The sequence below is a fragment of the Sporofaciens sp. JLR.KK001 genome, assembly GCF_036941055.1.
GTDB lineage: Bacteria > Bacillota > Clostridia > Lachnospirales > Lachnospiraceae > Sporofaciens.
This window is the reverse complement of sequence record NZ_JAYMNO010000001.1, coordinates 4,526,924-4,547,462: the sequence shown is the minus strand read 5'-3', so window position 1 is coordinate 4,547,462 and position 20,539 is coordinate 4,526,924. Positions and strand designations below refer to the sequence as shown.

Below are 20,539 nucleotides of genomic sequence, written 5' to 3'. Positions count from 1 at the left end.
CCACAAGTCCGCAGGACGGAAAAGTGGGGGTTTTACGGGATTGGGTACTCAATCCCTATGCTTGCTATTCTTCTGTGAGTTACTTCTTGGGTTTTGGCTTCTTGGTCTTTTTCAGCTCAATCTTGTAATTAACGTACTTGCCGCCCGTGTCCGCAAGCAGCACGTCAGCGTCATAGGTCTTGCCCGTTTTTTCGGAATACAAGCCTTTCATGGCTGCCCTGCCTTTGCTAAGTAAAGCGGCGGCAACGGTGGCTGTCAGCTCCTTTTTCTTGCCCGTGAAAAATCGGTCATTCTTCCACATGGAAAATTGGCAGTCCCGGTTGTCGCAATAAAAATTTTTCTTCCCCTCATAGACGGGAGAGCCGCAGCGGGGACACTTGCCGATTTCCTTTTTTTCCGGGGCAAACAGCTTTTTCTTTTCCTCCGGGACGGCGGCATATTCTTTCACAAGCCCCGCCGCCATTGCTTCAATGCCACGCATGAAGCTGTCCGGGTCGGCGTTCCCTTTGGCAATCTCCGTCAATGCGTTTTCCCATTCGGCGGTCAGCTTCGGGCTTGTGAGGGTGTCGGGCAGGACGGCGACAAGGTTCTTGCCGCCTTTGGTGGGGATAAGCTGCTTTTTCTTCCGTTCCACAAAGCCCGCCTGCACAAGTTTTTCCAGTACCGCCGCACGGGTGGCGGGAGTGCCTAACCCTTTTCGCTCTGCGTCCTCGGAAATGTCCCTGCTTCCCGCCCGTTCCATAGCGGATAATAAAGTATCTTCCGTATAGGCTTTCGGGGGCGTTGTGTCATGCTCGGTCATGGCTGCCTTTACCGTGATTTCCTGTCCCTCGGTCAGCTCCGGCAGCGGGGTTTCTTTCGTGGCGTTCCCGTCCTCCGGCTTGGTTTTCAAGGTGGCACGGAAGCGGCGTTCCAGTTCCTTAAAGCCCTCGCATTTGACGGTCTTTCCCTTTGCCGTAAAGGTCACGCCGCCGCAGGAGAGGGAAGCGGTCACGGCTTCGTATCGGCGGGGCTGCGCCGTTGCGGATAACAGTTTCATGGAGAGTAAAAGCAGAATATTTCTTTCACTTTCGGGCAGGCTGCTCTTATCTGTTTTTACTGCTTCGGCGGTGGGAATGATTGCGTGGTGGTCGGTTACTTTTTTGCTGTTCAGTATGCGGGAGTAGTCCGGGGAGAGGCGGGCGTCTTTTGCAAAGTCCAGTGTGCCGAAAAGCCCGGACACGATAGTTTCAGCGGTGGGGAGCATATCGTTTGTGAGATATTGGCTGTCCGTCCGGGGGTAGGTGCATAGCTTCTTTTCATAAAGCGACTGGGTGTAGTCAAGGGTCTGTTTGGCGGTGTAGCCGTAAAGCCTGTTTACTTCCCGCTGCAAAGTTGTTAAGTCGTAAAGGCGGGGCGGGTTCTCGGTCTTTTCCTCCCGGACAAGCAAAGTGCAGACGGCGGCTTTCCCGTCACAATCTTTGCGGAGTTTTTCGGCTTCGTCTTTCTCTGTGTAGGGCGGGCTTGCCGCTTCAAAAGTGCCGTTCCCGATATGAACCACATAATATTTTTTCTTCTGGAAATTCTGGATTGCGCTGTCCCGTTCCACAAGCAGGGAGAGGGTCGGTGTCTGTACCCGCCCCACGTTCAAGGTGTGGTTGTAGAGGACGGAGAAAAGGCGGGTCGCATTGATACCGATTAGCCAGTCAGCCTTTGCCCGGCATAGTGCGGAATGATATAACGGGTCGTAGTCGTGTCCGTCCCGCAAATCGTCAAAGCCTTTCTTGATTGCGCTTTCCTCCATGCTGCTTATCCACAAGCGGTAGAACGGTTTTTTACACCCGGCTTTCTCATAGACAAAGCGGAAAATGAGTTCCCCCTCACGCCCTGCGTCCGTGGCGCATATAAGGGTTTCCACGTCTTTTCTGTGCATGAGGTTTTTTAAGGTTTCAAACTGTTCTTCCTTATCCGGGGATATGACGGTTTCCCACGTCTGGGGCAGGATTGGTAAATCTTCATAACGCCATTTTTTATAGTCCCCGTAATGGGTAGCGTCTGCCAGTCCCGCAAGGTGTCCCACACACCAACTAACAAGGTAGCCGCCGCCCTCCATGTAGCCGTCTTTTCTTTCGCCTGCGCCGATTACGGCGGCGATTGCCATTGCAACGCTTGGTTTTTCTGCGATTACAAGTTTATGCTGCATAAAAATTTCTCCTTTCAGCGTTCCGGCTCGGTGCATTTCTTTGCCTGCAACTTCTTGATACAGTACCCAATACAAGGGGATAGCCCCTTGTGATAAGGGCAGCCAGTACAAGCCGGGGAACGGGGGACGGGCGGCGTGTCGTCCCCGTGCCGCCCGTGTCCCGGTTTCTGTGTCATCATCTTTTCAAAAGGGCTGTCTGTGAACCACGTCATAAGCCGCCCTCCGTATCATCTTCAAGCTCTGTTTCGCCGTCCGTTTCGGTGTCGTCTGCGCCGTCCTCTGCGTCCTCCGTGCCGTCCCCGTAGCCGTCAAGGTCGGTGTCGTCCTCGTAGCCGCTTTCTTCGTCCTCGTCAAACTCAAAATCGGAAAAATCCGGGCTGCCCTTTGCGGTGTCCTTTGGCTTGATATACTTGAAATAATAGAACGCCCCGCCGCCTGCAAATAGCGTCAGCAGAAAGAGCAGGAGCAGGCTTTTTGTGCCTTTATTGTCCTTTGGCTGTTCCGGCTCGGCTTCGGCTTCCGGCTCGGTTTCTTTCTCTGTGCCAGTGCAGGAATTACGGTTGTTTAGGCACACGGGGCAGCCCTCGTTGACCGCCCCGGCTTCGCATTTCTCCTTGCAGGTGCAGGTCTGCGGCATGACGGTTGTTTCCTCTTTCTCCCCGTCCTCAATCAGTGCCATAAGGTCGGCTTCGTCCACCATGTTAAGGAAATGCACGGTGTTTTCCCCCTCGGCGGCTCGGTCTATGAGGATATAAAAATAATTGCCGTTCTTGGTGGTTACTGTGATGAGCTGCTTGTTCTCGCCCCAAATATCATCAACAAGGGTTGCGTTCCCCTCCGGGGTCAGCGGGTCGCTTGGGGTCGCTGTTTCCTCCGGCTCTGGTGCGGGCGTGGGTTCTTCCGTTTCGTATTCCTCCCCGCCGCCTGCGTAGGCGGTCATGGAAAAGCCGCCCGTAAGGATAAGGGCGGCGGCAAGTGCAAATAAGGTATGTAAGATTTTTTTACTCATTTTCGGTGTCCTCCTGTCTTGAAAAAAGGCTGCTGTTTGCGGCTGCTGTGGTAGTGGCTGCGGCGTTGTCCGGCTTGCCGTGTAAAAAGGTGGAAAGCTCTGCCGGGGTCATGCGTAACGCCCTTACCATTTGTACGATTTGCAGGTTTTCAACCTCGGTTTTCTGCGCTTCCAGTTCCCTAAGTTTTGCCTGCTGTTTGGAGATTGTGTCTTTTGTTTTCTCAATCTCCGCAATGATACGTTCCAGTTTCATCATAGAAAAATATCCCTCCTGTTTGCAGAATTATCAAACTTAATTGTCACTAAATATTTTTTTATGGAAGTCTGCCGTAGGAATAAAAATGCGACTGCCAGTAAGGGGTGTTGACGGAAGCGTAGGAGATAGGGTTGCCGCAATGTATCATCATGCCGTTTCCTGCATAAATCCCCACATGGCTAACCGCCGAACCGCTGTCATACGTCCCCGTGAAAAAGATAATGTCCCCCGGCTTGGCTTCGCCCGGTGCGATTGGCGTTGTGTAATTAAATATGCCCTGCGCCGTTGTCCTGCCGACACTCCCAACGCCGGATTGGTTGATTACCCAACACACAAAGCCCGAACAGTCAAAGGACGTTGACGGGGAGCTGCCGCCCCATACATAGGGATAGCCTAAGTATTTTTCCGCTTCCGCAATCATGGCGGCAAAGCGTTCATCAGAGAGGGCTTCCGGGGGTATTTCGTAGTCGGTGTATTCCCCGCTGCCCGGCGTTCCTGTTGCGTAGTCCTCCCCGAACACGTCCGGCTTGTTGCCTTTAGTTTCCATGTAAACGTCAAACATTTCTTTCTGCTCAGGGGTAAGGAGTTCCCCGGCAAGGGTTTCAATGTTCTTGTTTGTCAGCGTCACATGGAGAATGTAATAGTCATAGGGGATTTCCTCGGTGGTGGTTTCCCCGGTTTCCGGGTCGGTGGTGGTTTCCGTGCGGTAGCGTGTCTGTATTTCTTCCCGCAGGGTAAGGGTGTACTGTTTTTCAAACAATGCCTGTATCTCTGCCCTCGCTTCCTCCCTTGTGTAGTCGTAGAGCTTGGCGGTAAGGTAGGACGCAAGGGCAAAGGGGTTATGCCCGATTTCGTCTAAATGGTACTGGTATTCGTCATAGTCCGGGCAGTCCGTTTCTATGTCTGCGATTTCCTCACGCAAGCCCCTTTCCAGTTCCTTGTAGTCGGCTTCCACTTCCCGGATTGCTTCGTCCTCGGCGGTGTAGGAAGTGCCAACGATTGAGGAAACGCCGCCCTGTATGATTGCGGCGCAGGAAGATAGCCCGGTAAATATCATCACGATTAAGAGCAGGAACACGCCCACGGTCAGTATGCCTTTCCAGTGGCGGGCGATAAAGTCCGTTGTCTTTTTCGTGGCTTCCCCTGCCTTGCCTGCGGCTTTGCGGGCGTTCTTGGCTGCGCCTGCTGTTTTTCCTGCTGTTTTCCCGGCTTTCTGCGCCGCCCTTAAATCTTTTGCGTACTGCCGTTTTATCTGCTGTTTCTGGTGGAAACGGGAGAGGGGATTGCTTGCAAGCTCCGGGTTCTCCTTTAGCGTTTTATGGTACAGATAATTGGTGTCCGCTTTCTTTGACGCTGCTTCCGCTTTGGCGGCTTTTCGGTAGGGCTTTAGCTTGTGGCTTCGGTAGCCCTCTTTCAGCTTCCGGCTTGCGTAGCCGCCCGCCCTTTCCGCAAGTTTCTCCGATTTGTGCGCCCCCTCAACGCCGGAATTGTCTTTCTCAACCTCGCCCACTTTCCCATGCACATAATTCTTGATTTCCCGCACGGGGCGGTCAGCCGGGTTGTGGTGCAGCTTCCCGTTTGGCGGCTTGTCGGTCTTTTCAAAGTAAAGGCGGGTCTTTGCCCGCCCGGTGGCTTCGTCAAATTCCCTCGCCGCCTTAATGCGTTTCTGCTTGGGTATCTTTTCCCTTGCCGCTTCCAGTTTATCAGCGGCTTTTTCGGATTTCTTCACATACTTTGCAAGCTCCGGGTCGGTGCGTTCTTCCTCCTTGAATTGCAGGCGGGAAGCCTGCGGCTGTTCTGCCGTCTTTGCCGCCTGCTTTGCGTCTTTTTTTGCCTTTCTGCGGCGTTTCTTTGCCTTGTGACGTTGCCTTTCGGTGGCGGCACGGTTTAGGGCTTTCCCGGTCACATTTTCCGCTGTGTCGCCGGAAAAATCGTCTGTTTCCCGGTTGCTTTTGCGGGTCTGCTCCCCGGTTGCCTTATTGGTTTCCACAACGCCGTCACGGGTCATTTTCTGCGTGGTCTTTGCCTTTGCCTTAAATTCCTGCAAGCCCTGTTACCTCCTTTCTGCCTGCCCATATTTTTACGGTAGTCGTAATGGTGTCGCCCAGCAAACTAAAGTTCCTATCTCCCGCACAAAAACATCGAATTAAAATCTCATCTTCTTAATACTGTCTATCAGAGCGCGCTGTAGGAAACGGCGCATTTTCCTCTTGACCATTCCTGCCTGTTCCGATATAGTTTTTTTGGAACAAAAAAAAGAGAAAGAACACCAACCTCCTACAGTTTGTTCTTTCTCTCACACCAGCGTGCCTGCCATATACGGGATCATGTCCCACTCGTGAGGCTTTGGCACTACCGACATATACTATGATAAGAGAAAACTCCCTATTTTGCAAGCTGATCCGTATAAAAACTTCATCAAAAGCACTATTTGAGTCTTTCATGGTTGGATTCCGTCCCCAGCTGCAGACCTGTCCCTTCTGCGGGGCAGCAGGCAGCTGCAAGATCCATGCCTATTATGACCGTTCCCTGGTGGATTTCATAGATGGCGCCCCTGTCCGACACAGCCTCTGCATCCTTCGCCTCATCTGCACCTGCGGCCATACCCATGCCATCCTCCCGGATTTCATCATCCCCTATTCCGGCTACGGCCTGTTCTTCATCCTCCGTGTCCTGGCAGAGTATTTCCTGCACCTCTCTACTATAGAGGGCCTCTGCAGGCGTTTCTCCATCACCCTTTCCCAACTGCACCGTTTTCTGGAACTCTTCCTGGTGCAGAAGGAAGAATGGCTCGGGGCACTTTCCTCTATGGAAGTCTCTTCCCTCTCCTTCCTGAAGACACTGTTCTCCCAGCCCTCCTATTCTGATTTTGCTTCCGCCTTTGTCCGCCGTTTTGCAAAATCCTTCCTCCAGTCCCATAAAAATCCGGCGTCTTACTGCCAACAAGTGTTCGGTCCCTGAACTGCTTTTCCACGACCACACGACCAGGCATGGTCTCCCTGAGGGAACTCCTTTATAATGGCAGAAAACCATTTAAGGAGGATATTTTTATGGACAACAAACAAAAGAACCTTTCGGACGCTGCCGCCATGGCACAGTTCCGGCTTGCCCTCATCGCACCGGTCATCCATGGCCTTTATCCTGATGCGTCCAGAAATGCCTATTACCAACGCATCACCGAGAACCCGCTCACCCTGCCTGATGGTTCCGCCTTCCGCTACAGCCCCAAGACTATCAGCAAGTGGGTGTCTCTCTACCAGAACGGCGGCATCGATGCACTTATGCCCCGGGAACGCTCCGACAAGGGCGGCACACGGGTCCTGACGGATACAGCCATCGAGGAGATCTACCGGCTTAAGGAAGCTTTCCCAAGGCTTAACTCCACGCAGATCCACCGCCACCTTGTGGAAGAGGCGTTCATCCCTGCCTCTGTCAGCGTGTGTGCTGTCCAGCGTTTTGTAAAGAAACATGACCTGAAATCGGCACGTAACCCGAACATGCGGGACAGGAAGGCTTTTGAAGAGGACGCCTTTGGGAAAATGTGGCAGGCTGATACCTGTTACCTTCCATATATCACAGAAGACGGCCTGCGCAGGCGGGTCTACTGCATCCTGATCATCGATGACCATTCCCGGTTCCTGGTGGGCGGCGGGCTCTTCTATAACGACTCAGCTTATAACTTCCAGAAAGTGCTTAAGGATGCTGTGGCTGCACATGGAATCCCTTCTAAGCTCTATGTCGATAACGGTTCCAGCTACTCGAACGGGCAGCTTTCCCTCATCTGCGGCTCCATCGGAACGGTCCTTTTACATACAAAAATCCGGGATGGCGCATCCAAGGCTAAGATAGAACGCCAGTTCCGGACACTCAAGGAAACCTGGCTCTATACCCTGGATCTGGATTCCTTAAGCTCCCTGGCACAGTTCAATGGACTCCTTAAGGATTACATGCGCTCCTATAATACTTCCCTCCATTCCGGCATCGGCACTACACCCCTTTCCCGTTACCAGCAGACCCGCGCTTCCATACGGACACCTGCGTCCAGGGAATGGCTGGAGGAATGTTTCCTGAACCGCATTACAAGGAAAGTGAATAAGGATTCTACCGTCTCCATCGACAAGGTATCCTATGACGTCCCTATGCAGTTTATCTCATCAAAAGTGGAGATCCGCTTCCTCCCGGATGACATGTCCTCCGCCTTCATCCTTTACGAAGGGGTGCATTATCCCATCCGCCCTACGGATAAGAATGAGAACTGCAGGACGAAGCGCAACAATACACCTGGCATCGACTACTCAAAGTTAGGGGGTGGCTGTTGATGTTCCGTTCTTACTATGGATTGTCTTTCAATCCTTTTGACAAACAGATGGCCCGGGAAAAAGACCGTTTCCTTTCCAGGGACATCTCTGAGATGCTCTCCCGGCTGGATTACCTCAAGGATACCAGGGGCATTGGTCTGTTCACGGCACGCCCGGGCATGGGGAAGTCTTTTGGACTCCGCTGTTTTGCAAAGGGGCTCAACCCGAACCTTTACCATATGGAGTACATCTGTCTTTCCACCGTAAGCGTCATGGAGTTCTACCGCCAGCTCTGCTCTGTACTGGGAGTAGAGCCTAGAGGCGGCAAACCCGGGATGTTCCGGGCCATACAGGAGCAGATCCTCTACCTTTACCGGGAAAAGAAGCAGCCCCTTCTTCTGGCCGTTGACGAGGCCCAGTACCTCTCCACAGGCATCCTGGAGGACATTAAGATGCTCATGAACTACGGCTATGACTCCCTGAACTGCTTTACGCTCATCCTGTGCGGGGAACCGCACCTGAACAATACCCTGCGCAAGCCTGTCCACGAAGCCCTGCGCCAGAGGATCACCGTGCATTACAACTTTACCGGGCTCACAGATTCAGAAGTGGCGCAGTATGTACTCCACAAGATCTCCTGTGCGGGAGGCTCTGCCTCCATCATAGAGCAGGCCGCCCTTTCCGCTGTCCACAGCCATTCCCAGGGGAATCCGCGTCTGGTGGATAACCTGATGACAAATGCCCTTACCCTTGGCGCACAGATGGAGAAGAAAGCAATTGACACGGAAGTCATACTTGCCTCCGTCAGCAGCCAGAATCTTGGATAGGGGGTGTTGTTTTTGGAATACAGATGTTTTTTCAGGGATGGTTCCCGCATAGAAACCTGGACAGGGGAGATTATCCTGCTGCGATGGCGGCCTGGATGGTATGAAGCTGAGATGAATGGACGGGGGACATACTTCCACATCCTGGCCGGAGTGCATAAATACGGAAACTACCTGTGCATCCCGAACCATGATGTGGGATGTGAACTATCCGATTTTTCTGATATTTTCTGGAATGAGGGGCGGATCAGCAATCTAATGCGGAAGGTAGATGCCGTAACTGTTGCTGCCGGTTTGGCTTATCTGCCGACTCTGGCTGACAAACAATAAAAAATCCAAATACATCATGTGGCTATGGATCTCATAATGGGATTCATGGCCTTTCGATTTCGAAAGAAAAGCTATACCAACAGCGTGCTGCATTTTCGGCGGTATTATGCATTTGTAGACAGCACTGCGCAGTCAATGCGAAAAAGGTTGGAAAAATAATTTGCCGTTTATGTCTCCCTCAATTCGCCGTCCAACAGTAATGGAACGTTTACCAATCATGTTTTTGAACATAAAAAGACCACCATGAATGGTGGTCTTTATGTATCATTATTCATTTGTTGCATGAGCATTTAATTCACAAAAATCCATAATAGATAGATTAGTACCGTTTTTTTTGTTATATGTATCCAATTTGTTAGTTAATATATCGTTAAATTCGATATTAGATTCAACGAAAAACTGTAATTGTTGGATAAATTGCTGCGAAATGTTATAGAAGTAATCAGCAACAGGATCAATGAAAAATCGTTCTACTCTTGGCATTTTGATAAATTTATCCTCCAATATGCCTTTTTTAATTAGAAAATTTTCTGCTTTTTTATATCCTCCCCAAAAATTTTCTTCAAAAGTATTATTATTCCAATATGCGCTTACTTCATAAGAACTTATTTCTTTGGCATGAGCTAAAACATTTCTTAATTGAAATAAAACTTGTATAGATTCTAATAAAGGCTTAAATGAATCTTGTTGTTTAAATGATTTACCTAATAGTAAGTTAAATAATTTATCGTAGTTATCTATTCCCGTTCCTTGCGATATTCTCTGGTAAATATCAGCTTCAATTCGTGTAAAATATTTATTCATTGGTTTTCTAAGTTCAAATTCAGGTATGTTTACAGCATTATATACAAGTCTGAAATATCCCAAAGCACATTTGGCTGTTTTTTCCATATACCCCTCAACATAACATGCTGATGATAATATTATGTTTAGATTAAGGGCATTTTTAATGTGTGTATTTTCGGTATTACTGCGAGATGTCAAAGAAAATTCCACCAGCTCTTTATAGTATTCTAAAACTTGTTCTCTATAAAAAATATAAGTTGCCATTTTAAAATCCTCCTTTCTCCATATTATATCAAGAAATCGTACCTTTTTCTATTACAAGTTCCTCCGGGCGGGTCGTCATTATGCGGTAAAGCTCGGTGTCTGCCGGGAAGCGGTCTACAAAGGGGAGTATCACGTTGCCGTAGAAGATAAGCCCCTGCCCGGCTTCGGAGTGGGTCACATAGGAAAGCTGCTTATTGGAAATGCCTAACTGCTTCGCCAAAATCTGCCTGTCGCCGCCTGCTTGGTTCAGCATATAAATAAAATCGCTGTTTTCAAAAATGTTTTCGATTTCCCGGCTTGCAAGCAAATCTTTGACGTTCTGTGTTATGCCCGTGGGTATGCCGCCCCATTTTCTGAAACGCTTCCAGATTTCCACGCTGTAAGCCGCTGTCTGTTCCTCTTTCAGCAGCAAGTGAAATTCATCTGAATAGTACCATGTGTTAGCGTGGCGTTCCCGGTTCTCGGTCACACGCCCCCAAACTTGGTCTTGTATGATAAGCATACCTAACTTTTTGAGCTGCTTCCCCAACTCCTTAATGTCAAAGCAGACAAGGCGGTTATGTATGTCTATGTTGGTGCGGTGGTTGAACACGTTAAGGCTTCCATGCACATAGAGTTCAAGGGCTGCGGCTACCCGTGCGGCTTCCGCTTCCGGCTGCGCCTTTAGTGCGTTGTATAAATCTTCCAGTATCGGCATTTTCGCCGGGTCGGGGTCGGCAAGGTATTCCCGGTAAACCTCCCGCACGGCTCGGTCAATCACGGTCTTTTCGATAGGCTCTAAGCCGCTTTTGCCGCCTACGACAAGCTCGCAAAGGGAAAGGATAAAATCGCTTTTCAGCGATAAGGGGCTTTCGTCCTCGGAATAATTGAGGTTCAAGTCCATAGGGTTCACAAAATCCCGGCTTGTGGGAGAGATTTTCACTACCTGCCCGCCTAACCGGTTGACAAGGGGTGCGTACTCTGCTTCGGGGTCGCATATCAAGATACAGTCCTTTTTGTCCGCAACAAGGAATACGTTTGTGATTTCACGCTTTGCGGAAAAACTCTTGCCGCTGCCCGGTGTCCCTAAAATCAAGCCGTTAGGGTTTTTGAGCTTCTTCCTGTCCGCAAGTATCATGTTGTTAGAAAGTGCGTTCAAGCCGTAGTAGAGGGCTTCCCCGTTCTGAAAAAGCTCCTGCGTGGTAAACGGCACGAAAATAGCCGTGCTTGACGTGGTAAGCCCCCGCTGTATGGGGATTTCGTTCAGTCCCAAAGGCAGGGACGACACAAGCCCGGCTTCCTGCTGATAGTCAAGGCGCACAAGGGAGCAGTTCGCTTTCTGCGCCACGCCCGCCGTCTGGAATATCTGGTTGTCAAGCTGCTGCTTATTGTCCGCAAGGTTTACCACAAGCAGGGTAAGGAGAAACATTCGCTCGTTGCGGCTCTGCAAGTCCCGTAACAGGTCTTTTGCGTCCCCGCCGTAGGTGGCAAGGTCGGACGGTATTATATCCATGTCATACCCGCTGCGTACCGCCTTTTTCTGCTCGGCTATCTTCATAGCGTCTAAATCTGTTATCTTGCGTTTTATGGTCTTTATGGCTTCGCTCTGGTCGATACTGCGGATATGCAGGTTTACCAATAAATGCCCGTCTACGTTCAAAAGGTCGGCAAGCAGGCGGTCATTCAGTTCCGGCGCAAGTATCTGTAAGAACGATACCGCCCCGGTCTTGTCGCCCATGCTGAAAAGCCGCCCGTTCTTGAAAGCGAATGAGGGCGGCGCAATGAAATCTTTCGTGGAAAGCCCGGACGGTACAAGCTATTTCCAGTTGAATAAAAATTTTCTGTCCCCGTCCGGGTGGAAAATGCCGTGCAGCACTTCAAGCCGTTCTTTCCCGTCAAGGGGTCGGTTCGCCGCCCCTAAGATTTTGAGGTGGTTTAATATGTCCGTTTCCAGTCGGGAAAGCCGGGACTTTGCATTTTTAAGGCTGTCGGCTTCCAGTGTGAATGTGAGGTATTTGTGCTTCACAAGCCCGTTATTGCCCTTTGCAAGCTGTTCTTTCAGCATGGCGGCGTATTCCTCCCGCACATCATCGAAGCCGTCCTGCTGCGGCGGTATGGCGATACTCTTTGAGAAGTCCCCCTGCCCGGCTATGCGGTTCACAAAGGTAAGCTGCAAGCCTACGGAGCTGTCAAGGGAGTTGTAGAAGTCGCAAAGGGCTTCAAAGGTGGCTGTCTTGTCGTCCGGCTGTGCAAGCTGATAGTTGATGTCGGAAAACTCAACGCTCTTTGAGAAAAGATTGTCCTTTACCCGGCATATCCCGTCCGGGTACATCTGCAAGTAGGGGATTGTCTGCTGTGCGGTGCGCTTTTTCCCGTCCCCCTTTGCCTGCCGCATGAGGGCGGCTATCTGCTTTTTTTCTGCCCGTGTGAGCCGGATTTTCTCTTTTGCCTGCTGATTTTGCGGTCTGTCTTTGATAGCTTTTTTTCGCAATGGCTGTTACCTCCTTGTTAAGTTTCCGTTGCTTCGCTAAGACGGCGTAATAGTTTTCCGTCTGGTAGGGTCGTTCCTTTGGCGTGAGGAAAAACACTTTTATGATGTTGCCTAACACTTTTTCAAGGGGCTGTCCGTGCTTTTCGTACATGGCGAACAGGAAAAACGGGAGCATGGCAAGAACCATGAGAAAGGTCGCTGCTGTCTGCGGGACGCTGCCTTTTAGGAGAAAGAACAGGGGAACGCCCACGGCTGCCGCCATGCTGAAACACACAAGCTGCCGCTTGGTAAGGTTCAGCGCAACTTTGGTCTTGACTTTCGTAAGGTCTTTGGGTACTGTGACATACGCCATTTGTTACCTCCTTTCTGCCCGCATGGGGCGTTGTCTGAAATCTAATGTGCGTGGAAAATGCTCTTTGCAAGGCTTCCCGTCTTAAAGAGGGAAAAGCAGAGTATCACGGTGTAGGCGGCTATGCTGAAAATGGCACTGTGCAGGTTGGAAGCGATAACCATTTCATTCACAAGCACGGCATAAATCCCAACGCATACCATGATAAAAAAGCCCTGTACGCCCAATGCGAACAAGCCTTTGAGGTAGTTGTTCCCAATGCTTCCCCATTCCCTGTTAGTCATGGTGGCAAAGGGGATAGGGGCAACGGAGCAGGTCAAATATATCTCAATCATTCTTCCGTAAAGGATAACCGTAATCAGTACGGACATAATCTTCATGCACATACTAACAAGGGCGGTTTCCATTACAAGCAAAAGCAGTTCGGGGACTTCCATTGTTTCCATGTTGGCGGTCATGGCGGCAAGGGTGCTTTCCACGTCAATAGCGGTGTCGGAGCTTATCACGCCCGCCGCACTGTTGACTAAATGCTGCCCCACGTCAAAGACCGCCATAGTAATGTCAAAGACGTGGGTAACAAGGTAGACGGCTACCCACGCTTTGAACACATATTTGAAGAACATGAAAGTGTCAATGTCATGCAGGCTGTTCTTGTCCGTAACCATGCTGATTAGTTCCACGCATAGCACATAAGTAATGACAAGCCCCGCAATGGGGAGAATGACGGTCTGTGAAAGGTTCTGTATCATGGAAAACACGCCGCCATTCCACCCCTGCGGGGTCTGCCCTGCCTGCGCCGCTATCGTGCCGACTTTCTCGTTCACGTCCCCGAACATATTTGACAGGTTTCCGTTAATCGCCCCGATTAAAAGCTCCTTTAGCCATTCGTTAATGGCTTCAAATATGCTCTCCATAAGCGGCTACCTCCCCGGATTATCCGAACAGCCCGGAAAGCAGCGGGATTAAGGTTGTGCCGATAAGCGCAACGCCGCCGCCCGCCATAAGCTGCTTCATGCCTTGACTTTTCGCCCCCGGATTGTCGTTGCCGTAACCCTCTAAGAGATTGATAACGCCCCATACGCCCAGACCTGCGCCCAATGCGATAACAAGTGTCTGCAATACGTTTACTGCGCTGTTAAAAAATGCCATATAGCCCTCGCTTTCTGCCGCTTCCTGCGGCTTGGAAAAATAATTGTTTTGGTTTTTGGGTATGAAAAAAGCCGCCCTTTTCTTGGCGGCTGTCCCCACGCTGCGTAGGTGCTGCGGCGTGGCGGTATTCAGTTGTAAAGGGGTGGTGCGCCCCTCTGGTGGGCGCACGAACCATGTACCCGGTGTTTACGTTTTTGATGATATGTACCTCCGTTTTTATAAATAAATGAATGGGGGAGAGGGGGAGTTTCAGCAGCCGCCCGGCGTTGTGGGAATGTGTATAACTGCCTTGCTCATGGAGTTGTGGGAAACGCTGTTTGCAGGACGTGGGAAAGCTGCACTTTGCTTTTCCATGTGCTGTGAATGGCGTTTTCCATGACGGAATAGGCTGTTATGCACATTTCCATGACGCAAAGCCCTTTTCCCTGCGCCTTTTCCCCTGCCCCCATATCCTCCCGGCTGCTATGCAAAAGGGCGGCTTATCTGCCGTCACTGTTGCGGGATAAGCCCCCGGCGTGTGACATATTCCGTTGCATAAATGCGGTTCTCTGCGTCCCGTTCCTCCCAGTATTCCCGCAATGCGTTTTCTGCGGTTTCCGCAACATTCATCAGAAATCTTTCAATGTCATTTTCTTTTGTCTTTGTGTTACGTCTGCTCATGGTCTGTTTCCTCCTGCAAATCTGCCCCGTCAATCTCGTAGAGGTCAAAGGGTTCTTCCGGCTTGATAACTGCCGGGCGGCGTTTTAGATACTTCTCAATGTCAAATTCATTCTTCTTGTCAAAATCGGAGAGGAATTTATATCTTGGGTGCTTGGTTATATCGAACTTGTCACTGAAAAAGGGTCGTGCGCCCCTTACCTGCAAGATACATTTGCCGCCGTCCATGACGGCTATTTCATCTTGGCTCATAAGCTCCTTTCCCAATTTCTGATAGTTCAGCCCGTAGGTCTTTTCCTTTCCCCGGTTCTCGGAAGTGTTGTATAAATCTATGGTTTCCCGTCCCAAAAGCTCCGACATTTCCTTGAGCGTGGTTTTCTCCTTGCCGCCTAAGAAAAGGGTCGTGTCGCAATTCCCTGTGATTGTGTCGGCGTTGTCCTTGTAAATGGCTTTTAACTGGCTCTGCGCCTGCAAGATAAGGCAGGCGGATATTTCCCGGCTTCGTATGGTGGCAATCAGTTTTTCCAGTTTGGGTATCTGCCCGATATTCGCCACTTCATCAAGCAGGCAGCGGACGTGTACGGGAAGCCTGCCGCCGTACACATCATCTGCCTTGTCGCACAAGAGGTTGAAAAGCTGCGTATACATCATGGCGACAATGAAATTGAATGTGTCGTCCGTGTCGGAGATAATGACAAAGAGGGCGGTTTTCCTGTCCCCCAACGTGTCAAGCTCCAAATCGTCCGTTTCCATAAGCTCCCGCAGCTCCTTAATGTCAAAGGGGGAAAGCCTTGCGCCGCAGCTAATTAAAATCGACTTCGCTGTTTTGCCCGCCGCTAATTTATATTTGCGGTACTGCTTTACGGCAAAGTGTTCCGGGTCTTTTTCTTCCAGACGGTCAAACATCAAATCCACGGGGTTCTTAAAGTCCTCGTCGTCCTCCCTCGCTTCACTTGCGTTTATCATGTCAAGCAGGGTCGTAAAGTTCTTTTCTTCCTCCGGGGCTTCGTAGTAGATGTAGCCGATTAGTGCGGTGTAATAGAGCTTTTCCGCTTTCGTCCAGAAGTCCTCGGACGACTTTTCGCCCTCGCCTTTGGTGTTTACCATGATTGTGTTGACAAGTTTCAATATGTCTTTCTCGCTGTGCAGGTACGCAAAGGGGTTGTAGTGCATGGACTTCTTGAAATTGATAGTATTTAGCACTTTTATCTTATAGCCGCCCTTGTATAGCAGCTTCCCGCACTCTATGAGGATTGTGCCTTTTGGGTCAGTGACGCAATATGAACTGTGCATTTGCATTAAGTTCGGCTTGACGAAAAAGCGGGTCTTGCCGCTGCCCGAACCGCCTATCACAAGCACGTTTTTATTCCTTGCGTACTTGGGGCTTTTGGGGCGGCTGTTCATGGTAAGCCGTTCCGTCTGCGTCAGCAGGACGTTGTTGTAAAAGTCCGGGTCAATGTAGGGTTCAATGTCCTTTGCGTTCCCCCAACGTGCAGAGCCGTACTCAACGCCCTTGCGGTACTTCTTGGCGTTTTTGCCTTTCATGTAGACGGCAATCCGCAGGATAACCGCCCCGGCAACGCCGATTAGAAAATCCTGCCCGTTAAGGCTTGGCAATGGCTTTTCAAAAGCGGCTGCCACGCCCTCCATGATGTGTAACAGCTTCCCGGAGAGGTCAGCCCCCGGAGAGAGCCGGAACGCTTCGCCCGCTTTCATAAAGAGCCATACAAAGAGCAGGTACGGCACATTGAGGATAAGCAGCTTTTTGATGTTCGGTTTCATAATTCCCGCCCCCTGTCCTTGTTTTTTACTTTCTCCCTGTTCTGGTTTATCTGTTTTGCCTTTTCCTTAAAGGCGGCTAACGCCTTGCGGATAGACGGCTTTTTCTCCCGGTTTAGCTTCTTGGCGGCAAACTCCTTAAAGGCTTCCGTCATAACGTCCACGTCCCGCCCCTTGAAAAAGACAAGATACCGGGGCGGTTCTTCGCCCTTGACTTTCTTTAGGCTGTAATCAATCCCGTATTTCTTGGCAACAGGTTCAAACGCCTTAATATTAGCGTCCGTGATTTCCATACTGGAAACGCCTGTGTTCTGCTTCATAAGGTGCTTTAGGGTCTGCTTGCCCCTGTATTCCTTTGGTGCTTTGTGCTTCCTTGCGTCAAGCAGCTTTTTGACGGCTTTCTGCAAGACTTCGGCGGTCAGCTTCGCCGTCTTGATTGAGATAGCAACGGTCTTTTCGTTGATTTGTTCCTGCATGGGCGGTCAATCCCTCCTTTCTTGGGTTGGTGTGGTGCGGCATGGGAAAAGGGCAGCCGCCCTTTACCTGTGGAGCTTGCTCCTTACCTGCAATCCGTCCAGTACGTCCGTCTTGATACCGACTAAGTACCATTTCTGGTGCAGGTTCATTTCAATGCGGGTCGCCCGCCACTGTTCCCCGTCAAAGACTTCAAAGGTCTGCCCGCAATGCAAGCCCCCGTAATATTCATCAAGCCCGGAGCGAATGTCATAGCGTCCGCTTGCCTTGTCGTAAACAAGTGCGCCCTGTTTCATGCTCATAATGTGTCGTCCTCCTTGTCCTGTGATAAAAATACGCCGCCTGCCATATCGTGTGCGACAAGGGCGGTGTAATAGCTGTCAATGGTGTTTGGTGCGTTGAAAAGAACCGCAAGCAGGTACTTCTTGATGTTGCGTATCTTGGTAGTGTTCTGGTGCATACAGTCAATCACAAACTGGATATGGCTGCTGTTCAGTTTCATAAACTTAGACTTCACAAGCTCTGCCGGGTAGTCGTCCCCGGCAATCCGTACCACTTTGCGGCGGGTGCAGACGGTTTCAAGCATGAGTGCCACGATTTCATCAAGCATACCCCTGTCTATGTTTTTGTCCTGTATCAGATAGGCGTACTCGATATTGTCCTTTATGACTTCCTCATAAGCCCGTACTGCGTCCATGTTTGTATATCCGTTTCCTTTCCGTTCCGGCGCAGCCGTCCCCTCTGGTAAGGGAGTGGAAAGGATAGGAATGGAATGGGTATTTAATAAATCCGTATTTGATAATTCTTTACTTGATAGTTCTTTATTTAATTGCGTTGGATTTTCCTGCATAGGGTTTTCCAATGTTGGATTTTCCGATACAGGCTTATCCAGTGTTGGATTTTTCAATATAGGTTTAGGCGGCACTGGAAATTCATGTATCACATAATCAGCCGCCCCTAGCTGCCCTTTTTCGTTCCGCACTCTGGTACGGGTCACATAGCCCGCCCGTTCCAGTTCCCGCACGGCTTCCCGGATAGCGTCTATTCCCTCACGGTTGATTTGTGAAAGCCCTTTTAGGGTGTAGTCCCATTCTTCGGGCAGGGATAACATTTGTGAAAGAAGCCCCTTTGATTTTAGGGACAGGTCAGCATTGCGTAGGTGGTGGTTTGACATAACCGTGTAATTCTGGTTTTTCTCTACCCGGAATACTGCCACGTTATCAGCCCCTTTCGTCTGAATTTAAGGTAAAAAAATAGACGCTCATGTTTGAACGTCTATCTAAAAATGATATTGAGGTCTTAGGTATTTGGGGTTGTTATTTGAACAAATCTGAATGTACTCCATTGCATTTTTATTGCATTATTTTTCTTTTTTATAGTGGTTTATAGGTTCTAATCTTTTTTGAAAATGCCTTAAAATCAACGATTTTTGCTTATAACCGTTACTGTCGGTCTGGAGTTCGAATAAACAAAAATGCTTAGTAAACCCAGTGTTTATGCTGGTTTGCGGGCTTTGGAAAGGTCTTTTGATAACAAATTGATAACAGTCGTTTGAGTGCGATTATTCTTACTGTCAAGTGGTTTGTTGGTGGGGAATGATTGAGAAGTGGCTTGGATGGCTGGTATAAATCCATATTAGAAACGCCCTTAGCTGTGGGTAGAAACTCATGGCTAAGGGCGTTTTTTGTCGTGCTTGTCAATCGGTTTTTAGTTTGTCCTTGAACGCTTCGACTAATGTATCCTAAAATCCCGTTCAAATTATACACATGTTTAAGGTGTCAGCCCATATAACTCATATATGTCTTTTTGAAATGGCGTAAGTTCCGTTGTGTATTTTTTTCGTGTTCCATTTATACTGACACTACGGACAGTTTTCATTTCACTTATTACTTTTTGAAGATCATGATTTTTATACCATCCGGCTTCATTCATCACCTGCTTTAGACGAGTTGTGATCAGAAGTGCAATAAACTGTATGAAGATTCTGCCTTCCATAGCTGCCGCTGAATGGATACGCAAACGTTTCATATCAAGATCATTTTTGAGATCATCGAAACATTTCTCAACAGCATCCTTGCTCCGGTACACCTCAAGAGCTTTTGTCGTATCCTTAATGTGATTACTTACAAGCACGAACCAGCCGATATGGTTCCTTTTATGCTTGCTAATGGCTTCCTCATTGTAATCCACCCTGATGCCTCTTATAGGAGTTTTATGGATCAAGAAGAACTTATCATAATAAGAGGCATGCTCCTTTACATGCCTGCCGGCCATAAGTTCTTCATAACAGCAGTGCAGGGTATGGTCAAAATTCCGTTCGTCTGACGCCGCCTTGAAAATATCGTGGTAGATGTGGATATAGAACCGATGCCCTTTCCAATTGGAAGATTCCGTGACCGCATACAGTCCATCCCCAAAGACTGTACAGTAATTATGATGGGAACGGATGCTGTCTCTGTGGTGTTCCACTGCCTTGCAGGCAAAACCGACAGTAAAAGGTACTCCAATCAGGAACTTTTTATGGCTGGCATACATTGCGTCAAGGTTCGGTTCACTATAAAAGCCTTTGTCCATGACAAAATGGCATGTTGGGCTCTCCAGAACGGATATATTAGCTATGCTGTCTTCCAGAGCGTTCACATCTTTAATGCTGCCGGGAATGATCCTGTAATACAGCGGCATATGGGAAGTGACACCAGTGAGCATAAGGAGGTTGATCTGTGGCAGTTTTTCCCCGTCACGGTTGTATCCCCAGCGGATAAAGTCGATCAGTTCGCTATAGGAAGATACACTGGTGATATCCATTGCATAGACTGTCGCCCAGCAAACTAAAGTTCCTATCTCCCGCACAAAAACATCGAATTAAAATCTCATCTTCTTAATACTGTCTATCAGAGCGTGCTGTAGGAAACGGCGCATTTTCCTCTTGACCATTCCTGCCTGTTCCGATATAGTTTTTTTGGAACAAAAAAAAGAGAAAGAACACCAACCTCCTACAGTTTGTTCTTTCTCTCACACCAGCGTGCCTGCCATATACGGGATCATGTCCCACTCGTGAGGCTTTGGCACTACCGACATATACTATGATAAGAGAAAACTCCCTATTTTGCAAGCTGATCCATATAAAAACTTCATCAAAAGCACTATTTGAGTCTTTCATGGTTGGATTCCGTCCCCAGCTGCAGACCTGTCCCTTCTGTGGGGCAGCAGGCAGCTGCAAGATCCATGCCTATTATGACCGTTCCCTGGTGGATTTCATAGATGGCGCCCCTGTCCGACACAGCCTCTGCATCCTTCGCCTCATCTGCACCTGCGGCCATACCCATGCCATCCTCCCGGATTTCATCATCCCCTATTCCGGCTACGGCCTGTTCTTCATCCTCCGTGTCCTGGCAGAGTATTTCCTGCACCTCTCTACTATAGAGGGCCTCTGCAGGCGTTTCTCCATCACCCTTTCCCAACTGCACCGTTTTCTGGAACTCTTCCTGGTGCAGAAGGAAGAATGGCTCGGGGCACTTTCCTCTATGGAAGTCTCTTCCCTCTCCTTCCTGAAGACACTGTTCTCCCAGCCCTCCTATTCTGATTTTGCTTCCGCCTTTGTCCGCCGTTTTGCAAAATCCTTCCTCCAGTCCCATAAAAATCCGGCGTCTTACTGCCAACAAGTGTTCGGTCCCTGAACTGCTTTTCCACGACCACACGACCAGGCATGGT

At 49.6% G+C, this 20,539-nt stretch carries 19 protein-coding genes and 2 pseudogenes; 5 read left to right on the top strand and 16 right to left on the bottom strand.

Annotation, left to right across the window (positions count from 1 at the left end; all coding sequences use genetic code 11):
* Window positions 1-79: 79 nt before the first annotated feature.
* The 5 genes from VSQ62_RS23135 to VSQ62_RS23115 are packed head-to-tail and all read right to left on the bottom strand — an operon-like array spanning window position 80 to window position 5,494.
* On the bottom strand, window positions 80-2,182 hold the full coding sequence (locus tag VSQ62_RS23135; RefSeq protein WP_334637084.1) for a DNA topoisomerase 3: 2,103 nt from the start codon (window positions 2,180-2,182) through the stop codon (window positions 80-82).
* 14 nt (window positions 2,183-2,196) lie between these two features.
* A complete protein-coding gene (locus VSQ62_RS23130; RefSeq protein ID WP_334637083.1) occupies window positions 2,197-2,394 on the bottom strand; it encodes a hypothetical protein in 198 nt (65 codons plus the stop codon).
* The gene (locus VSQ62_RS23125; RefSeq protein ID WP_334637082.1) at window positions 2,391-3,191 is read right to left on the bottom strand and encodes a DUF4366 domain-containing protein; all 801 of its coding nucleotides are present in this window, start codon (window positions 3,189-3,191) and stop codon (window positions 2,391-2,393) included. Before VSQ62_RS23125 ends, VSQ62_RS23130 begins: the two co-directional genes overlap by 4 nt.
* Window positions 3,184-3,447 carry a DUF4315 family protein gene (locus VSQ62_RS23120; protein ID WP_334637081.1) on the bottom strand — a complete coding sequence of 88 codons (264 nt, stop codon included), beginning with the start codon at window positions 3,445-3,447 and terminating at the stop codon, window positions 3,184-3,186. Before VSQ62_RS23120 ends, VSQ62_RS23125 begins: the two co-directional genes overlap by 8 nt.
* A 58-nt stretch (window positions 3,448-3,505) precedes the next feature.
* A complete protein-coding gene (locus tag VSQ62_RS23115) occupies window positions 3,506-5,494 on the bottom strand; it encodes a C40 family peptidase (protein WP_334637080.1) in 1,989 nt (662 codons plus the stop codon).
* A gap of 320 nt (window positions 5,495-5,814) precedes the next feature.
* Between VSQ62_RS23115 and VSQ62_RS32535 the strand changes: the two genes are divergently transcribed.
* The 4 genes from VSQ62_RS32535 (at window position 5,815) to VSQ62_RS23095 (ending at window position 8,899) form a co-directional block, all read left to right on the top strand.
* Complete coding sequence (locus VSQ62_RS32535; protein WP_350339908.1) at window positions 5,815-6,408, top strand: DUF6431 domain-containing protein; 594 nt, start codon at window positions 5,815-5,817, stop codon at window positions 6,406-6,408.
* Between the two features lie 89 nt (window positions 6,409-6,497).
* Window positions 6,498-7,766: a DDE-type integrase/transposase/recombinase gene (locus VSQ62_RS23105; RefSeq protein WP_300870027.1), complete on the top strand. Its 1,269-nt coding sequence runs from the start codon at window positions 6,498-6,500 to the stop codon at window positions 7,764-7,766.
* Window positions 7,766-8,572: an ExeA family protein gene (locus VSQ62_RS23100; RefSeq protein WP_120397164.1), complete on the top strand. Its 807-nt coding sequence runs from the start codon at window positions 7,766-7,768 to the stop codon at window positions 8,570-8,572. Before VSQ62_RS23105 ends, VSQ62_RS23100 begins: the two co-directional genes overlap by 1 nt.
* A gap of 12 nt (window positions 8,573-8,584) precedes the next feature.
* Complete coding sequence (locus tag VSQ62_RS23095) at window positions 8,585-8,899, top strand: DUF6618 family protein (protein ID WP_016217795.1); 315 nt, start codon at window positions 8,585-8,587, stop codon at window positions 8,897-8,899.
* Window positions 8,900-9,166: 267 nt separating this feature from the next.
* Here VSQ62_RS23095 and VSQ62_RS23090 read toward each other — a convergent pair whose 3' ends face one another.
* The 11 genes and pseudogenes from VSQ62_RS23090 to VSQ62_RS23040 all read right to left on the bottom strand — a co-directional run bounded on the left by VSQ62_RS23090 (window position 9,167) and on the right by VSQ62_RS23040 (window position 19,633).
* Complete coding sequence (locus VSQ62_RS23090) at window positions 9,167-9,949, bottom strand: hypothetical protein (protein WP_334637079.1); 783 nt, start codon at window positions 9,947-9,949, stop codon at window positions 9,167-9,169.
* Between the two features lie 28 nt (window positions 9,950-9,977).
* Window positions 9,978-12,323, bottom strand: a pseudogene (locus tag VSQ62_RS23085) (VirB4-like conjugal transfer ATPase, CD1110 family).
* A 43-nt stretch (window positions 12,324-12,366) separates the two neighbouring features.
* Window positions 12,367-12,771 (bottom strand): annotated as a pseudogene (locus VSQ62_RS23080) (PrgI family protein); the annotation flags it as partial.
* A gap of 41 nt (window positions 12,772-12,812) precedes the next feature.
* Window positions 12,813-13,682: a VirB6/TrbL-like conjugal transfer protein, CD1112 family gene (locus VSQ62_RS23075; RefSeq protein ID WP_016286614.1), complete on the bottom strand. Its 870-nt coding sequence runs from the start codon at window positions 13,680-13,682 to the stop codon at window positions 12,813-12,815.
* A gap of 19 nt (window positions 13,683-13,701) precedes the next feature.
* Window positions 13,702-13,917, bottom strand: a complete 216-nt coding sequence (locus VSQ62_RS23070) for a Maff2 family mobile element protein (RefSeq protein ID WP_034222622.1) — start codon at window positions 13,915-13,917, stop codon at window positions 13,702-13,704.
* Window positions 13,918-14,406: 489 nt separating this feature from the next.
* Window positions 14,407-14,577: a hypothetical protein gene (locus tag VSQ62_RS23065; RefSeq protein WP_300826707.1), complete on the bottom strand. Its 171-nt coding sequence runs from the start codon at window positions 14,575-14,577 to the stop codon at window positions 14,407-14,409.
* Window positions 14,564-16,357, bottom strand: a complete 1,794-nt coding sequence (locus VSQ62_RS23060; RefSeq protein WP_334637078.1) for a VirD4-like conjugal transfer protein, CD1115 family — start codon at window positions 16,355-16,357, stop codon at window positions 14,564-14,566. Before VSQ62_RS23060 ends, VSQ62_RS23065 begins: the two co-directional genes overlap by 14 nt.
* Complete coding sequence (locus VSQ62_RS23055; RefSeq protein ID WP_334637076.1) at window positions 16,354-16,830, bottom strand: PcfB family protein; 477 nt, start codon at window positions 16,828-16,830, stop codon at window positions 16,354-16,356. Before VSQ62_RS23055 ends, VSQ62_RS23060 begins: the two co-directional genes overlap by 4 nt.
* A 63-nt stretch (window positions 16,831-16,893) precedes the next feature.
* Window positions 16,894-17,124, bottom strand: coding sequence for a DUF5348 domain-containing protein (locus tag VSQ62_RS23050; RefSeq protein ID WP_334637755.1), 231 nt, complete (start codon window positions 17,122-17,124; stop codon window positions 16,894-16,896).
* A gap of 2 nt (window positions 17,125-17,126) precedes the next feature.
* Window positions 17,127-18,044 carry a DUF6017 domain-containing protein gene (locus tag VSQ62_RS23045; protein ID WP_334637074.1) on the bottom strand — a complete coding sequence of 306 codons (918 nt, stop codon included), beginning with the start codon at window positions 18,042-18,044 and terminating at the stop codon, window positions 17,127-17,129.
* A 554-nt stretch (window positions 18,045-18,598) separates the two neighbouring features.
* Window positions 18,599-19,633, bottom strand: coding sequence for an IS1634 family transposase (locus VSQ62_RS23040; RefSeq protein WP_334637073.1), 1,035 nt, complete (start codon window positions 19,631-19,633; stop codon window positions 18,599-18,601).
* 278 nt (window positions 19,634-19,911) lie between these two features.
* Here VSQ62_RS23040 and VSQ62_RS32530 point away from each other — a divergent pair, with 278 nt between their 5' ends.
* On the top strand, window positions 19,912-20,505 hold the full coding sequence (locus VSQ62_RS32530; RefSeq protein ID WP_350339911.1) for a DUF6431 domain-containing protein: 594 nt from the start codon (window positions 19,912-19,914) through the stop codon (window positions 20,503-20,505).
* The last annotated feature ends 34 nt before the right edge of the window (window positions 20,506-20,539 follow it).

Bases quoted from the DNA above. Each gene is read 5' to 3' on its own strand.
- VSQ62_RS23135 (WP_334637084.1), bottom strand. From the start codon at position 2,182: ATGCAGCATAAACTTGTAATCGCAGAAAAACCAAGCGTTGCAATGGCA.
- VSQ62_RS23130 (WP_334637083.1), bottom strand. From the start codon at position 2,394: ATGACGTGGTTCACAGACAGCCCTTTTGAAAAGATGATGACACAGAAA.
- VSQ62_RS23125 (WP_334637082.1), bottom strand. From the start codon at position 3,191: ATGAGTAAAAAAATCTTACATACCTTATTTGCACTTGCCGCCGCCCTT.
- VSQ62_RS23120 (WP_334637081.1), bottom strand. From the start codon at position 3,447: ATGATGAAACTGGAACGTATCATTGCGGAGATTGAGAAAACAAAAGAC.
- VSQ62_RS32535 (WP_350339908.1), top strand. From the start codon at position 5,815: ATGATAAGAGAAAACTCCCTATTTTGCAAGCTGATCCGTATAAAAACT.
- VSQ62_RS23105 (WP_300870027.1), top strand. From the start codon at position 6,498: ATGGACAACAAACAAAAGAACCTTTCGGACGCTGCCGCCATGGCACAG.
- VSQ62_RS23100 (WP_120397164.1), top strand. From the start codon at position 7,766: ATGTTCCGTTCTTACTATGGATTGTCTTTCAATCCTTTTGACAAACAG.
- VSQ62_RS23090 (WP_334637079.1), bottom strand. From the start codon at position 9,949: ATGGCAACTTATATTTTTTATAGAGAACAAGTTTTAGAATACTATAAA.
- VSQ62_RS23075 (WP_016286614.1), bottom strand. From the start codon at position 13,682: ATGGAGAGCATATTTGAAGCCATTAACGAATGGCTAAAGGAGCTTTTA.
- VSQ62_RS23070 (WP_034222622.1), bottom strand. From the start codon at position 13,917: ATGGCATTTTTTAACAGCGCAGTAAACGTATTGCAGACACTTGTTATC.
- VSQ62_RS23065 (WP_300826707.1), bottom strand. From the start codon at position 14,577: ATGAGCAGACGTAACACAAAGACAAAAGAAAATGACATTGAAAGATTT.
- VSQ62_RS23060 (WP_334637078.1), bottom strand. From the start codon at position 16,357: ATGAAACCGAACATCAAAAAGCTGCTTATCCTCAATGTGCCGTACCTG.
- VSQ62_RS23055 (WP_334637076.1), bottom strand. From the start codon at position 16,830: ATGCAGGAACAAATCAACGAAAAGACCGTTGCTATCTCAATCAAGACG.
- VSQ62_RS23050 (WP_334637755.1), bottom strand. From the start codon at position 17,124: ATGAAACAGGGCGCACTTGTTTACGACAAGGCAAGCGGACGCTATGAC.
- VSQ62_RS23040 (WP_334637073.1), bottom strand. From the start codon at position 19,633: ATGGATATCACCAGTGTATCTTCCTATAGCGAACTGATCGACTTTATC.
- VSQ62_RS32530 (WP_350339911.1), top strand. From the start codon at position 19,912: ATGATAAGAGAAAACTCCCTATTTTGCAAGCTGATCCATATAAAAACT.